This is a genomic window from Streptomyces sp. NBC_00654, assembly GCF_026341775.1.
Taxonomy (GTDB): Bacteria; Actinomycetota; Actinomycetes; order Streptomycetales; family Streptomycetaceae; genus Streptomyces.
On the sequence record NZ_JAPEOB010000002.1, the window covers coordinates 2,349,771 to 2,364,889 of the forward strand.

The window sequence follows — 15,119 nt, forward strand, 5'->3', positions numbered from 1 at the left end:
AGCTCCCCGCCGTCGCCACCTGGGCCCTCGGAGCCGTCGTAGGGAGCCGTTCGAGTGGCGGAGGGGCCGGTCGTGGCGGATGCTGGGGGCGCGGCGATCCACGCCGAAGGGGTGCCGGGACGGTGATACGTCCTGGCACCCCTTCGGCCTGCGGTGGTGGTGGCGGTCGACGGTGGCGGGGCGGCCTACTGCTTGCCGCCCGCGCCCGCTTTCGAAACCGGTGGCACCGGCTCGGAAGCCGGTGCGGGAGCCGGTGCGGAAGCCGGTGCGGAAGCTGGCTCGGAAGCTGGCTCGGAAGCCAGTGCGGGAGCCACCTCGCTCTTCGCCTCCCCGGCCTCCGTTCCGACCTCCTCCCCGGCCTCCGTACCGACTGCCGCGGGGACCTTCGCCCCGTCCTCCGGCCGTGACTCCCCCGCCGTCCCCGACCGCAGCTTCCGCGGCCCCGACAGCAGGTACGTCAGCCCGAAGCCCAGCGAGACGACCAGCGCGCCGCCGGCCGCGTCAAGTACCCAGTGATTGCCGGTGGCCACGATCGCGGAGACCGTGAAGAGCGGGTGCAGCAGCCCGAGCGCCTTCATCCACATCTTCGGCGCCAGCATCACGATCACCACACCGCACCACAGCGACCAGCCGAAGTGCAGCGACGGCATCGCCGCGTACTGGTTGGTGACCGTCGTCAGCGTCCCGTAGTCCGGCTTCGCGAAGTCCTGCACCCCGTGGACCGTGTCGATGAACCCGAGGCCCGGCATGAGGCGCGGAGGGGCCAGCGGGTAGAGCCAGAAGCCGACGAGCGCGAGCAGCGTGGCGAACCCGATGGAGCTGCGGACCCAGCGGTAGTCCGCGGGCCGGCGCACGTACAGCACACCCAGGATGGTCAGCGGCACGATGAAGTGGAACGTCGAGTAGTAGTAGTCGAAGAACTCACGCAGCCAGTTGATCTCCACGACCGCGTGGTTGACCCAGTGCTCGATGTCGATGTGCAGCCACTGCTCGATGGAGTGGATCTGCCGGCCGTGCTCCTCGGCGGTGGCCCGGCCGGCGGTCGCCGCCAGCCTGACCTGGGCGTACGCGGAGTAGACGACCCGGATCAGCAGGAGTTCCAGCAGCAGGTTGGGACGGCTGAAGACCCGGCGCCAGAAGGGCAGGAGCGGCACGCGGCTCCAGCGCGCCGCGACCGGCTTCGCGTACTCGGTGGGGATCGGCCGCTGCCAGTACGGCGAGGTGCGCGGCAGGAACGGCGCCACGCAGGCCGCCCCGAGCGCCGCCAGGAGCAGCACGTTGTCCCGTACGGGGAGGAGGGCCCCGATGTTCGGCAGCAGCATCTTCCCGGGCAGCGTGAGCACGAGCACCACGACGGCCGGCCAGACCAGCCGGTCGGCGGCCCGCTTCCCGACCCTGCCGACCACCGCGAGGAGCACCCACAGCAGCTGGTGCTGCCAGGCGGTCGGCGAGACGGCGACGACCACGCAGCCGGTCACGGCGACGGCGAGGAGGAGCTGGCCGTCCCGCGCGTACCGCACCGCGCGCCGCAGTCCGAGCACGACGACGACGGCGGCCAGGGCGAGGAAGAGGGCGACCTCCAGGGGACCCGACAGGCCGAGCCGGAGCAGCGCACCGTGCAGCGACTGGTTGGCCAGGCTGTCCGGCCGCTCACCGAGTCCGGCTCCCGCGACATGGTGGACCCAGTAGGTCCAGGAGTCGTGCGGCATCGCCGCCCAGGCGACCGCGGTGCCCAATGCGAAGGCCGCACCGCCCGTCGCGGCGGCCCGGCGCCGGCCGGTCAGCCAGAGCAGGGCGGCGAACAGCAGGACGGTCGGCTGGAGGGCGGCGGCGATGCCGATCAGGACGCCGGACGCCCGTTCGCCCCGGACCACGAAGCAGGCCAGCAGGACGAGGAGAACGGGAAGGATGCTGGTCTGGCCGAGATACAGCGCGTTGCGCACGGGCAGCGACAGCATGAGCAGGCTGATCGCCAGGGGCGCGGCGAACAGGGTCGTACGGCGGCCGACGGGCGCCGGCAGGGCGCGGGCCGCGACGAGGCCGAGGGCGGCGACCAGCAGCAGGGAGCCGAAGGTCCACGCGACGCCGAGTGCCTGTTCGGCCGAGGCGGTGAGCGGTTTGAGGACCAGCCCGGCGAAGGGCGTCCCGGTGAACCGGTCGGAGTCGTACAGCGAGCCCGGCACGTGCAGGACCCCGTTCTCCCCGATCCATGTCTCCAGGTCCATGAGGCGTTCGCCCGGCGGCTGCCGGAGCACCACCGCCATCTGCCGTACCGCCAGTACGGCCACGACCAGCCAGAGCACGGCCCGGATCAACCCGGTCCTCGACTCCGTGTCCGTGGCTGCGTTCCCGCGCACACTGTGATCCGCATTCGCCACGCTGCGCCGACCCTCCCACCGTTTCATGCACTGCCCCTTCGACTCGGGGACGTGCGGATGAAGCCTCGCATTGCCCTATGAGGTAGACACAATCAACCCCCTCTTCGCCTGACTGTCATCACGCATTTGTCCGAAAGAATGCGCGAATGGCATGTTCCGTCGGCATGTCACGCCTCCGCTCACGCGGGGGATTCGGCCCTGACGCAAGGGATTCGGCACTCGCGCAGGAGCTCGGCCCTCGCGCGGACATCAGCCCTCGCGCAGGCATCAGCCCTCGTGGACCGGTGTGTCCCCCTGCCAGGCGGCGAACAGCGGGGTCGCTCCGGCGCCGTCCAGGACCACGACGCCGAACGGCCGGTCGAAGGCGATGTGCCGGACGCGGCGCGGGCGAGGCAAGGCTCCCGCGGCCCGCATGGCGACGACCGTCACGGCCGCCGCTTCCACCCCCTCCTCGGCGATCTTCAGCACGGCCTCCTGGACCACCTGCGAGATGGCGAGCGGCTCGGGCGAGAGCCCGGGGAATTCGGCGCCGCCGGAGGTCGCCCGGCGCACGCCGAGCGCGGGCAGCTGCTCGGAGGCCTGAACAGTCGTACGCAGGGTGAGGCGCGGGACCGCGATGGTCACGTCGTCGGCATCCGGCGCGGTGCCCGATTCCCGGGGTGCCCAGCCCGCGGGCAGCACCTGTGCCGCGCCCGCACCCGGTTCACCCAGGACGAACCGCACCCGGGCCGGAGCCCCACCGGCCGAGGCCCCACCGGCCGGGGTCCCGGCGGCCGCCTCCGTACGGCAGCGCAGTTCGACGACGTACGCGCCGCCCACCGTCCAGGCGTCCGACAGCGCCACCCCCTTGTGCATGGTCGGCACCGGACGCGTCACCCCCGCCGCGTCGGTGAACAGTGCGTCATGGGTGCGCCGCCCCTCGAACGGCACCTCCCAGCGGGCCTTCAGGGCCAGCGCGTTGACGAGGACGAGAAGTATCTCGTCGGTGATCTCCAGCGGCAGCTTCTCGATCAGTCCGCCGGTCACCTCACACACCCAGGCATCGGCCTCCGCCGGATCCATCGCGCCGAACCGGATGTCCGGCAGCGATTCCCGGTACGCGCGGTACACCGGCACCCTGCTCCACACCCTGGTCGCCACACCCAGTGCCTCGGTACGGGCCAGCTCACGGGCGGCCTCCGTCACGGCCGGTCCGGCCTCCCGTTCGGCCACCCCGAGCAGCGCGCGCAACTCGTCGGCGGTCTCGCCGCGCGCGCCGGCCGCCACGGCGGCCAGGGCCAGCCACAGGCCGGCGGGCGAGCACACGAAGCTCTCGCCGACCGGACGGGCCGGGCCCGCCAGCTCCCGCGTCCACAGCTCGGCCAGCCGCCGGACCGCCCCGGCCCGCTCCATCGAATCCGTCCCCTGTGTCACCGATTCCCCCTACACGTAATCTCTTCGCCATCCGATTGTCCGGAAGTCAGAATGAACCACATGACGTGGAACGTGACGCCTGAACTCTTCGACTCCCCCGACGCGGCGGTGCTGCGCCGGGACTATTACGACGAGGTGGCCAGCCGCTACTGGCAGCGGCCCGCGACCGCCGAGGAGATCGACGAAGGGCTCACCGACGACGGCGCCGACCGGCTCGTGCCGCCCACCGGGCAGTTCGTCGTCGGCCGCTACGAGGGCAGGGCCGCGAGCTGTGCGGGGTTCCTCGTGACGGACGCGGACGCGGGCATCGCGGAGCTGACCCGGGTGTACGTACGACCCGGTTTCCGCGGCACCGGGGGCGGCGGACAGCTGCTGGCCGCCATCGAGGACGCGGCACGGGCGTTCGGGATACGGCTGCTCCGGCTCGACACCCGCAACGACCTGGTCGAGGCGCGCGGGCTGTACGCGAAGCACGGCTACCGGGAAGTGCCCGCGTTCCACCACCGCAACCAGTTCGCGGAGCACTGGTTCGCCAAGGAGCTGTGACGCGGGAGGCAGGAGACCGGAGACCGGAGGCAGGAGACCGGAGACCGGAGGCAGGAGGCCGGAGGGCGGGGGCCCGAGACGGACCGGGCGCCAGGCGCCAGGCGGGACAGTACAGGCCGAGAAGGGACCGGGCGGGACCGGCGTTCAGGCCGCGTGGTCGCGGCGCGGTTCCGGCATGTGCGGCCGCTCCTTGCTCGAACCGCTCACCTCGGCGGTCAGCTCGACGACCAGCCTGACCAGATCGGTGGGCCGCTCCGGCCCCCACCAGTCGCCCAGCAGCTCGGCGAGCGAGTCCTCGCGGGCCTGGGCGAGCCGGACGACGACTTCCGCCCCCGGCTCGGTGAGGACCAGCTGCAGCCCCTCGCGCCGGGCCAGCCCACGCTCCTCCAACTGACGCGCCGCCTCACTGATCACCCTGAGCGGCACCGGCGCGATGTCGGCGAGCCGGGCGGGTTCGACGGTGCCGTGCCGCCTGATCCGCAGCAGCAGCCAGCTGGCCGCGGGCAGCAGGTCGTAGCCCGCCCTCTCGGTGATCTTCACGTAGATCTCGCGGCGCCCCTCCCTGGTGGCGAGCACGGAGAGGGCGCGGGCGCATTCGTCGTACGAGGAGCGCTCCACGGGGTTCGACGCCAGGGTCTGGCTGGTGTCGGGGGCGGTCACCGAGCCGCGCAGCTTGTCCTCCTTGAGGAACCAGGCGAGGACGAAGGCGACCAGGACGACGGGAGCCGCGTACAGGAAGACATCGGTGATCGACGTCGAGTACGCGCTGAGGATCGAGGGGCGCAGATCGGCGGGCAGCTGACCGATGGCCCGGGGGTCGGCCGCCAGCCGGTCGGCATCGACACCCGGCGGCAGTGAGCGGCCTTCGAGGGCGCTGCTGAGTTTGCCGGTGAGCCGGTTGGTGAAGACGGTGCCGAAGATGGCCACGCCGAACGAGGCGCCGATGGAGCGGAAGAAGGTCGCGCCGGAGGTGGCGACGCCCAGATCCTCGTACGTCACGGCGTTCTGCACGACCAGCACGAGGACCTGCATCACCAGGCCGAGCCCGGCCCCGAAGACGAAGAAGTAGACGCTCATCTCCCAGGTGGAGCTGGTCTCGTCGAGGCGGTGGAGCAGCAGCAGACCGATCGCGGTGAGGAAGGTGCCCGCGACGGGGAAGACCTTCCAGCGGCCGGTGCGGCTGACGAGCTGTCCCGAGCCGGTCGAGGTGATCAGCATGCCGAACACCATGGGCAGCATGTGCACACCCGACATCGTCGGGGTGATGCCGTGCACCACTTGGAGGAATGTCGGCAGGTAGGTCATCGCGCCGAACATCGCGAAGCCGACGACGAAGCTGATGAGGGCGACGAGGCTGAAGGTCCTGATCCGGAAGAGCTTCAGCGGCAGTACGGGCTCCGCGGCGCGGCGCTCGACCGCGATGAAGGCGATGAGCAGCAGCACGGCCAGTACGGCGAGGGAGATGATCTGCGCCGATCCCCAGGCCCAGGTGGTGCCGCCGAGGGAGGCGACGAGGACCAGGCAGGTGGCGACGGAGGCGATGAGGAAGGTGCCGAGGTAGTCGATCGTGTGCTTGGACTGACGTACCGGGATGTGCAGGACGGCGGCGATGACGACGAGTGCGACGACGCCGATCGGCAGGTTGATGTAGAAGACCCAGCGCCAGCTGAGGTGTTCGGTGAAGAAGCCGCCGAGGAGCGGCCCGAGCACGCTCGTCACACCGAAGACCGCACCGAACAGGCCCTGGTACTTGCCGCGTTCGCGCGGCGAGACGATGTCACCGACGATCGCCATCGACAGCACCATCAGCCCGCCGCCGCCGAGGCCCTGGAGGGCCCGGAAGCCGATCAGCTGAGGCATGTTCTGTGCGAGGCCGCAGAGTGCGGAGCCGACGAGGAAGATGACGATGGCGGTCTGGAACAGTTTCTTGCGCCCGTACTGGTCGCCGAGCTTGCCCCAGAGGGGGGTCGCCGCGGTCGCCGCCAGCATGTAGGCGGTGACGACCCAGGACAGATGGTCCATGCCTCCGAGGTCGCTGACGATCGTCGGCAGCGCCGTGGAGACGATGGTCTGATCGAGTGCGGCGAGCAGCATGCCGAGCAGCAGTGCGCCGATGGCCACCATGACGGTTCGCTTCGACCGTGCGTCGCCCGGGACGGGGGGCGGCGGGCTCAGCTGCTGGGCCATGAGCATCTCCTCGGATCCGATACACCCCCATCCTGGACGTTTTGCCCGTTTACGGCCTGCCGAGCGGCCGCGCATCGTTGGGCTCCGCGGTGACGGCCTGCATAATCGCAGGCAGTTCAAGGGGAGGGGACCGACTATGACCGGACATATGTGCCCGGAGTGCGGCAGGAGACGCGTCGGCCGAGATCCGGTCGCAGGTCAGGCACCGGACGCGCCGGTCGGCGGACCGGACGCGTGCGCGTGCGGGGCGGCCGCACCGCTCACCGGGGAGGAGCGGCGGGCGGCACGCGCGGCGGAGACCGCCGCGGCCGAGGACTTCGATCCGCTGCGGATCAGGCCGTACGTGACGCTGTCCGGCGACGGCACCACCACCGACCACGAGCGCATCGGCACCGGAACGGGAGCGGGAGCCGACGACGCCCATCGGTACGGTGCGCACCGCGACCCCGTCCACGGCCACATCGCCCCGGACCCCGCGGACACGACGATGCCGCTGTTCCTGGACGGGGCGGCAGGCGCGTCGGCGTACGGAGACGGCGCAACGTACGGAGACGGGGGCGCGGCGGCTTACGGAGCCGGCGCGGCACACGGAGCGGGGGGCGCGGCGTACGGAGCGGGGCACGCGACACCGTACGGACCCGTGGGCGCGGTCGTGGGTCCGCCGCCGGGCACCGCGAAGGGTCCGGACGAGGCCCATCGGCGCACGGCCGGCACCGGCCTCGGCCCGGACCCTGACGCCGACCCCGTCCAGCCCCGTCGGCGGCGGCCGTTCGCCGTGCTCGCCGCCGGGGCGGCGGTGGCCGCGGTGGTCGGCGCCGCGGCCTTCGCCGGGGGGCTGTTCTCCGGGGACGACGGCCGGCGGGAGGCCCTGCCGGACCTGACCACCAGCACCCCGGACGGCATGGGTGACGGACCGGCCGATTCCGCGTCGGAGTCGGCAGCCGCGTCGCCTTCGCCGTCCCGCTCGGCCCAGGCATCGCCCTCCGCGTCGGCCTCCGGCTCCGCCTCTCCGTCGAAGAGCGCGGAGCCGACCGGTTCCGCGTCCGCGTCGGCCTCACCGACCGCGACCGGCCCCTCCCCCTCGGCCTCCGGCAGGAAGCCCCCGGGCACCCCGTCGGCGGCTCCGCCCGTCCAGTCGCCGGGCCCCACGCTGCGGCCCGGCGACCATGGCCCCGAGGTGGCCGAACTGCAGAACCGCCTGAAGGAGGTCTGGCTCTACCAGGGCCCCTCGGACGCCGACTACACGGGCCGGGTCGAGGACGCCGTACGCGTCTACCAGTCGTACAAGGCCATCCAGGGCGACCCTGCGGGCGTGTACGGGCCGAACACCCGGCGCGCGCTGGAGGCGGAGACGAGCGGGCGCGGCGGCCACTGACGTACGGGATGCGCGGCGGACCGAGTCCGAGGTGGCGCCGGATCCGGTACCGAAAGTAAGGGATTCGCATTCCGGCGCGGCTTTTTGTATCGTGATGGAACAAAGTGGCCTCCGCTCGCACTCCCTGACCGGCGGGCGGGGCCGCTCTTGTACGTCATCCGCGTCACCCACGCCACCCGCGCCACCTCGCACCGGGGTGCACGCGACGCCCCCCGCGCTCAGGAGCCAGCCGATGTCGGCCACCGTCCTCACCGCAAAAGCCCTCCTTCTGGACATGGACGGCACCCTCGTGAACTCCGATGCCGTAGTGGAACGCTGCTGGCATCGCTGGGCACTGAAGCAGGGGCTCGATCCGGTGGCCGTGCTCAAGGTGGTCCACGGCCGGCAGGGGTACGCCACGATGGCCGCCCTGCTCCCGGACCGCCCCATGGAGCAGAACTACGCGGAGAACCAGGTCATGCTCGCCGAGGAGACCGCCGATGTGGACGGCGTCGTGCCGGTCGGCGGCGCACCCGCCTTCATGGCCGCGATCTCCGCGCTCCCGCACGCGCTCGTGACCTCGGCGGACGCGGCACTGGCACAGGCCCGGATGACGGCGGCGGCCCTGCCGATACCCGCCGTCCGCGTCACCGCCGAACTGGTCGGCGCCAGCAAGCCGGACCCCGAGGGCTTTCTGAAGGGCGCGGCCGAGCTGGGCTTCGACGCAGCCGACTGCATCGTGTTCGAGGACTCGGAGGCAGGCATCACGGCGGGCCGGGCGGCCGGCATGCGCGTGGTGGGGGTCGGCCCGCGAGCCGCCGCGCTGTCCCCGGACGCCCATGTCGAGGATCTGACGCAGATCCGGGTGGAAGAGGCGGCGGACGGCACGATCCGTCTGCACATCAGCGCCCACTGAGGGCTGCTCGCCGCAACCCGGAAGCCCCGGCGGGCCCTGAAACCCGCAGCCCCGCAGCCCCGCAGCCCGGAAACCCCGCAGCCGGCAAACCCCGCAGCCGGGCGACTCCGACGAGCCCGGGTGCCCGGGGCCCGGCAACCCCCTGCCCCGGGCACCCGGCCCTCGACCCCCGGGCTCCGGGCCCCGGCAACCCGGCACCACCCCGCCCGAGCCCGCCCCGGTCCCCGCCCGCGGACTCAGTCGCGGTGCAGCAGCCCGCGCGCCACCAGTTCCAGCACCAGCGCGACGGCCACCACCTGCACCGCCATCAGCGCCACGAGCACGAACAGCTGCACGGCGCCGGCCTCCACGGGTGAGGCGCCGCCCAGCAGCATGCCCACGAACGCGCCGGGCAGGGTGACGAGCCCCACCGTCCGGGTCTGGTCGAGCCCCGGCAGCAACGCGTCCGACGCCGCGGGCCTGGCGATCTCCAGCCGGGCGTCCCGGTCCTGCATCCCGAGCGCCATCCCCGCCTCCACCTCCCCGTGCCGGGTGCCGAGTTCGTCCAGCGCGCGCCGGCCACCGAGGACCGTCGCGGTGAGCGCGCCCCCGATGAGGATGCCCGTGACCGGGATCAGCGCGATGCCCCGGACAGGAACGAGACCGGTGAGCAGCAGCACGCCCACCACCGGCAGCACCCCGGCACCGATCGGCAGCGCCGCCCAGCGCCAGGCGCGATTGCCGGTGATCCGGTGCCCCGCGGTCCACACCGCCACCACGAACATCAGCGCCACGAAGCCGAGCAGGGACGCGAGCGAGTGGACCACCCAGCCGATGGCCAGGGAGACCGCGGCGAGTTGAGCCGCGGCCCGCAGCCCGGCGACGACGATCTCGCGCGAACGGCCCAGCGAGGCCCACGCGGCGACGGCGGTGGCGAACACCAGGAGTACGGCGAGGACGACCCCGAGCGTCACGGTGACCGGAAGCAGCACGCGGGCCACTTTAAAGGCTGCCCCGTCATCCCCGGCGGGCGCGCGACGACAGCCATGACACGGAGACGTCCGCGAAGGGACGGGCAGCTGCCCAGCCCAGCAACCCCCGTACGGACAACCACCGTACGACAATCAGTACAAACTCCGGACTGAACGTCAGACCGATCCGCGAGAACCCTTGATGTGACGTGCGCATGTCGTCACCCTGTTACCTGATGACCTTCTCCCGGAAACCCGGCGCCGCCACGATGGCCGGGCTTCACCAGGTCGCCAGCCCAACATCCCCCCACATCAAGGGAGTTCGCATGTCTGGTGTCTACGCGCGTCGCCTCGGCGTCGTCGTCGCATCCGCTGCCCTCGCCGCCACTTCCGCACTGCTCACCGCCCCGACCGCGCAGGCCGCCATGCCCACGCCGGTCAGCGCGTCCACCGCCCGCACCTATCTCGGCCAGCTCACGGTGGAGACCGAGGGCTCGTCCAGCGGCTACAGCCGGGACAAGTTCCCGCACTGGATCACCCAGTCGGGCGCCTGCAACACCCGCGAGGTCGTGCTGGAGCGCGACGGCACGAACGTCGAGCAGAACTCCAGCTGCGCGGCGGTCAGCGGCAGTTGGTACTCGGAGTACGACGGGGCGACCTGGACCGCCGCCTCCGACCTGGACATCGACCACATGGTCCCGCTCGCCGAGGCCTGGCGCTCCGGCGCGAGCAGCTGGACCACGGCCCAGCGCCAGTCCTTCGCCAACGACCTGACGCGCCCGCAGCTCATCGCGGTCACGGACAACGTCAACCAGTCCAAGAGCGACCAGGACCCCGGCGAGTGGCTCCCGTCGCGCAGCGCCTACCTGTGCACCTACGCCCGCGCCTGGGTGCACGTGAAGCACTACTACGACCTGAGCGTCGACTCGGCGGAGAAGAGCGCGCTGCAGTCCGTCCTGAACAACTGCTGACCCTCCAGGACAACCGCCGACCCGGCAGGACAACCGCTGACCCGCCAGGCCATCCGCCGACCGGCCGGCGGAACGACCGCTGACCCGCCGGGCGAGGCCGGCGGAACCGTTACGCCCTTCTCCGTCGTTCCGTACCGTACGGGCCGTCCACCACGGGGCCCACCCGTGGCCGGACCACCCGGCGCGGCGCGAGGAGGGCACCACATGGCCGGGCTGCGCCTGGGACCACTGCTGCGGTACGTCGACTGGGAGTCCGGTTCCCGCGCGACCGTCTGGGTCGAGACCGACCGTCCGTGCACCGTCGAGGTGCGGTGCGCGGACGGGGCGTCCGGCTCGTCCCCGACGTTCGCGGTCGCGGGGCACCACTACGCCCTGGTGGTCGTCACGGGACTGACGCCCGGCTCGACCACGGCGTACGAGGTGTTGCTCGGCACCCGGCGCGTGTGGCCGCCCGAGGAGTCCCGCTTCCCGGCGAGCACCATCACCACGCCCTCCGCCGACGCCGGGCGGCAGAGCGTGCGGGTCTCCTTCGGCTCCTGCCGCTGGGCTTCCGCGCCCGCCGGTGAGCCGGACCCGGTGGGCCCGGACGCGCTCGACACCCTGGCGGCACACCTCGCCGCCGACCCCGGCGCCGTACGCCCCGACGTGCTGCTGCTCCTCGGCGACCAGGTGTACGCGGACGAGACATCACCGGCGACCCGACGCCGGATCGCCGCGCGCCGGGACCTGGCGGAGCCGCCGGGTCCCGAAGTGGCGGACTACGAGGAGTACACCCTCCTGTACGACGAGTCCTGGCGCGACCCCGAGGTGCGCTGGCTGCTGTCCACGGTCCCCAGTTGCATGATCTTCGACGACCACGACGTCGTCGACGACTGGAACACGAGTGCCGCCTGGCAGGCGGACATCCGGGCCACGCCCTGGTGGCACGAGCGGATCGTCAGCGGGCTGATGTCGTACTGGGTCTATCAGCACCTGGGCAACCTCTCCCCCGCCGAACTGGCCGAGGACCCGCTGTACGCGGCGGTCCGGGCCACCCCCGACGGCACCGGACCACTGCGGCTCTTCGCGGCCGAGGCGGACGCCGACCCCACCCGCACACGCTGGAGCTACCGGCGTGTTTTCGGCCGAGTACGGCTGCTGATGGTGGACACCCGGGCGGCCCGCGTTCTCGACGAACAGAGCCGGGCGATGCTCGACGCCGACGAGGCCCGCTGGATGCGCGAGGAGGCGCTCGCCGACCCAGGTTCGTACGACCATCTCCTGATCGGCAGCTCGCTGCCATGGCTGCTGCCACCACTCATCCATGACGCGGAGAGCTGGAACGCCGCGCTGTGCCGCGGCGAGCGCGGAGAGCGCTGGGCACGCCTCGGGGAGAAGCTGCGCCGGGCGTCCGACCTGGAACACTGGGCCGCTTTCCCGGAGTCCTTCCGCCTGCTGACGGAGCTGCTGCGGAAGGCGGGGAGCGGTCCGGGCGCCCCGGCGACGGTATGTGTGCTATCGGGCGATGTGCACCATGCATACATCACCGAGCCCGAGTGGCCGGCCACCACGCCCGGCGGCCCTCCGGACGCCCGCATCCTGCAACTGACCTGCTCTCCCGTCCACAACTCGATCCCGGCGACGATCAGAGCGGGCTTCCGTTTCGGCTGGAGCCGGGCGGGGCGACAGCTCGGCCGGGCGCTGGCGCGGCACGGTCGCACGGGAAGCCCGCCGATGCGCTGGAGGAAGTCGGGCGGGCCATGGTTCGGCAACCAGTTGATGACGCTCACCCTGGATGGCCGGAAAGCTGCGCTGACATTGGTTCAGGCCAAAGAGAATGCCGCAGGTGCGCAGTTGGAGACCGTCCTGGAGCAATCACTCACCACCGGAGAGTAGTCAATTTTCAGCCACTCAACCGAATGTTGAACTTGCAAGTAATGGTGAGGTTTCCCTAACCTGATGCGCTCAATCGGTTCACGTCCCCACCAGACCGAAGGAGCCATCCCCCCATGCTCGAACCCCTGAACCAGGCACGGCCCTACGCGATCAGCCTGTTCCGTTTCGTCATCGGCTTCCTCCTCGCCTGCCACGGCGCCTCCTCCATCTTCGGAATCCTCGGCGGCCACATGGGCAGTGGCAGCGCCACCCCGGCCGGCACCTGGCCAACCTGGTACGCCGCCCTCATCCAGCTGATCTGCGGCACCCTGGTCGCACTCGGCCTCGGAACCCGCGCCGCCGCCTTCGTCGCCTCCGGCGCGATGGCGTACGCGTACTTCTCGGTGCACCAGTCGCAGTCGTTCCTCCCCCTCCAGAACGGCGGCGAGGCCGCGGCGTTCTTCAGCTGGGCGTTCCTGCTGCTGGTCTTCACGGGCCCCGGTGCCGTGGCCCTGGACCGGCTGTTCTCCGCACGGGCCGAGAGCGCCCGCCGGGAGGAGCACCCGCGCAACCACGCGGCCGTCACACTCTGACCCGACCCCGACCGGGGTGCGGCGCCCGGCTCCTCCGCGACGGCGGGGAGGTGCCGGGCGCCGGCCGCCCCCACGAGCGGGGCCGGCCGGCGTCACACCCGCCCGGACGCCCCGAACGGCACCGAGAAGCAGGCGACCCGGGCCCCCGCGCCGCCCTGCACGTCGTGAATGATCACCGACCGCGCTCCCCCCTCCCGGAACCCCCAGCCGTGCCGGGCGCGCGCCGAGCCGTTCCCGTGCCGATCGGTCCGGAAGTCGAGCCAGACCTCATTGGCCGGGTCCGCGGTCTCCGAGGCCCGGTGCTGATAGTGCGGCCCCGCGGCCTTCGGGTCGGCGCCGCAGGGGGAGGTGTGCACATGCATCCCGTACGCACGGTGCGGTACGAGCCCACGCAGCCGTGCCGCGACCCGGGTGCCCGAGCCGTCCGACCGCTGCTCGACCTCGATCCAGGCCGCCGCGGGGACCAGGTTCATGTCGTACGTGAGGGCACGGGACGGAAGGAACGCGCCGGGCGGGGCGAACCGGGCCGAGGTCCGCATGTCGTATCCGGTCCCGTCACCGCCCGCCGCACGACCACGACCGTCCCCCGCACCCTCCGCACCGCTGATCCCCTCCGCACCGCTGATCCTCTCCGCACGGCTGATCCCCTCCGCACGGCTCACCCCGCCCGCACCGTGGGCACCATCCGCACCGGACACCCCCTCCGCACCGCTGACCCCGCCGGTCGCCAGCACCAGGGCCGTGGCCACCGCCAGCGCCGCTGTTCCCGCTCGCCCCACCCGTACCGCTGCTCGAACCGTCATCCGCTGCTCCTCGCTCTCGCCGGGCCCTTCCCTCCGGCCCTAACGACAGCGACCTCCCAAGGTGTACGTGAGCTGCACAACATCACCCACTACTGGCGATCTCCGGGTGAACGGCGGGCGTACGCTGTACAGCTGGCCCTGCCGCCCCTGCCGCTCCCCTGCGACGTCGCGGCGTTGACACGAAATCGGGGAGTAGTAAGTGCTTGAGAGTGTGGGCGCGCTGACCAGCAGCCCATGGATCTACGCGGTGGTCGCACTCTCGGTGCTTCTGGACGTCTTCGTGCCCCTCCTGCCCAGTGGCGTCCTGGTGATCACCGCCGCCACGGCGGCCGCCGCGGGCTCCACCACGGTCGGCGCCGGGGAAGCGGCCCATCAGGTGCCGTCGCTGCTCGTACTGACCCTGAGCGCGGCCACCGCCTCGGTGCTCGGCGACCTCGTCGCGTACCGCCTCGCCTGGCGGGGCGGCGAACGGCTGGACCGCGCCATAGCCCGCTCTCGACGCCTCACCACGGCGCAGGAACGTCTCGGCGCGGCGCTCAGCCGTGGCGGCGGCGCACTCGTCGTCGTCGCCCGGTTCGCCCCGGCGGGCCGCTCGGTGGTCTCACTGGGCGCGGGCGCCGCCCACCGCAAGGCGAAGGAATTCCTGCCGTGGTCGGCGCTGGCCGGTGTGGCCTGGGCGGGCTACAGCGTGGGGCTCGGCTACTTCGGCGGTCAGTGGCTGGGCGCCACGTGGTTCGGCACGGCGGTCTCGGTGCTCGCACTGTTCGTGGCGGGCTCGCTGGCGGCACTCGTGGTGCGCCGCCCGGCCGCCATGGCCGACCCCGTACAGGCACAGGTACCGGCGGGAACCGCACCGGCATCTCCGGCTCCGGCCAACTCCTGACAGCAGTCGCGTCACGCCCGCGGGGCGCCACGCACCTCCAGCCCGTCGAGCAGCTTCATCGTGGCGGCGGTGATCTCGGCGACGGCCCGGTCGAAGACCTCCTGATTGTGCGCGGCGGGCGCCCGGAACCCGGACACCTTGCGTACGTACTGAAGGGCGGCGGCGCGCATGTCGTCCTCGGTGGCCTCTTCGGGCATGGCCGGCGGACGTAGGGTCTTGATGCTTCGGCACATACCTCCAGTGTGTACCGCACCACTGACAACGGCTTCGC

13 protein-coding genes are annotated in these 15,119 nt (G+C 72.1%); 7 read left to right on the forward strand and 6 right to left on the reverse strand.

Translation table 11 applies throughout. From position 1 onward, the window contains the following. Positions 1-185: 185 nt before the first annotated feature. Both OHA98_RS30680 and OHA98_RS30685 read right to left on the reverse strand, forming a co-directional pair. Entirely contained in the window at positions 186-2,405 is a 2,220-nt protein-coding gene (locus tag OHA98_RS30680) for a bifunctional glycosyltransferase 87/phosphatase PAP2 family protein (RefSeq protein WP_266930301.1), read from the reverse strand. A gap of 240 nt (positions 2,406-2,645) precedes the next feature. Beyond that, positions 2,646-3,770, reverse strand: coding sequence for a serpin family protein (locus tag OHA98_RS30685; protein ID WP_266930992.1), 1,125 nt, complete (start codon positions 3,768-3,770; stop codon positions 2,646-2,648). 81 nt (positions 3,771-3,851) lie between these two features. On the opposite strand from OHA98_RS30685, the gene OHA98_RS30690 reads away from it, so the two are divergent. Continuing rightward, entirely contained in the window at positions 3,852-4,337 is a 486-nt protein-coding gene (locus OHA98_RS30690) for a GNAT family N-acetyltransferase (RefSeq protein ID WP_266930303.1), read from the forward strand. Between the two features lie 144 nt (positions 4,338-4,481). Here the strand turns inward: OHA98_RS30690 and OHA98_RS30695 are convergent, their stop codons facing one another. Beyond that, positions 4,482-6,524, reverse strand: coding sequence for an MFS transporter (locus tag OHA98_RS30695; RefSeq protein WP_266930305.1), 2,043 nt, complete (start codon positions 6,522-6,524; stop codon positions 4,482-4,484). A 136-nt stretch (positions 6,525-6,660) separates the two neighbouring features. Here OHA98_RS30695 and OHA98_RS30700 point away from each other — a divergent pair, with 136 nt between their 5' ends. Together OHA98_RS30700 and OHA98_RS30705 are read left to right on the forward strand one after the other, a co-directional pair. Then, entirely contained in the window at positions 6,661-7,899 is a 1,239-nt protein-coding gene (locus OHA98_RS30700) for a peptidoglycan-binding protein (protein WP_266930307.1), read from the forward strand. Between the two features lie 232 nt (positions 7,900-8,131). Next, a complete protein-coding gene (locus tag OHA98_RS30705) occupies positions 8,132-8,794 on the forward strand; it encodes an HAD-IA family hydrolase (RefSeq protein WP_266930309.1) in 663 nt (220 codons plus the stop codon). Positions 8,795-9,030: 236 nt separating this feature from the next. Here the strand turns inward: OHA98_RS30705 and OHA98_RS30710 are convergent, their stop codons facing one another. Next, positions 9,031-9,765, reverse strand: a complete 735-nt coding sequence (locus tag OHA98_RS30710) for an ABC transporter permease (protein ID WP_266930311.1) — start codon at positions 9,763-9,765, stop codon at positions 9,031-9,033. Positions 9,766-10,070: 305 nt separating this feature from the next. On the opposite strand from OHA98_RS30710, the gene OHA98_RS30715 reads away from it, so the two are divergent. From OHA98_RS30715 to OHA98_RS30725, 3 genes are all read left to right on the forward strand, one after another. Further along, positions 10,071-10,715 (forward strand): HNH endonuclease family protein, encoded by a 645-nt coding sequence (locus tag OHA98_RS30715; RefSeq protein ID WP_266930313.1) that lies wholly within the window; start codon positions 10,071-10,073, stop codon positions 10,713-10,715. A gap of 204 nt (positions 10,716-10,919) precedes the next feature. Beyond that, on the forward strand, positions 10,920-12,590 hold the full coding sequence (locus OHA98_RS30720) for an alkaline phosphatase D family protein (RefSeq protein WP_266930315.1): 1,671 nt from the start codon (positions 10,920-10,922) through the stop codon (positions 12,588-12,590). A 113-nt stretch (positions 12,591-12,703) separates the two neighbouring features. Then, on the forward strand, positions 12,704-13,162 hold the full coding sequence (locus tag OHA98_RS30725) for a DoxX family protein (protein WP_266930317.1): 459 nt from the start codon (positions 12,704-12,706) through the stop codon (positions 13,160-13,162). A gap of 92 nt (positions 13,163-13,254) precedes the next feature. On the opposite strand, the gene OHA98_RS30730 is transcribed toward OHA98_RS30725, so the two are convergent. Beyond that, positions 13,255-13,965, reverse strand: a complete 711-nt coding sequence (locus tag OHA98_RS30730; protein ID WP_266930319.1) for a superoxide dismutase family protein — start codon at positions 13,963-13,965, stop codon at positions 13,255-13,257. Positions 13,966-14,164: 199 nt separating this feature from the next. On the opposite strand from OHA98_RS30730, the gene OHA98_RS30735 reads away from it, so the two are divergent. Then, entirely contained in the window at positions 14,165-14,848 is a 684-nt protein-coding gene (locus tag OHA98_RS30735; RefSeq protein ID WP_266930321.1) for a DedA family protein, read from the forward strand. Positions 14,849-14,859: 11 nt separating this feature from the next. Here the strand turns inward: OHA98_RS30735 and OHA98_RS30740 are convergent, their stop codons facing one another. Continuing rightward, positions 14,860-15,081: a DUF2277 domain-containing protein gene (locus tag OHA98_RS30740; RefSeq protein ID WP_266930323.1), complete on the reverse strand. Its 222-nt coding sequence runs from the start codon at positions 15,079-15,081 to the stop codon at positions 14,860-14,862. Between the last annotated feature and the right edge of the window lie 38 nt (positions 15,082-15,119).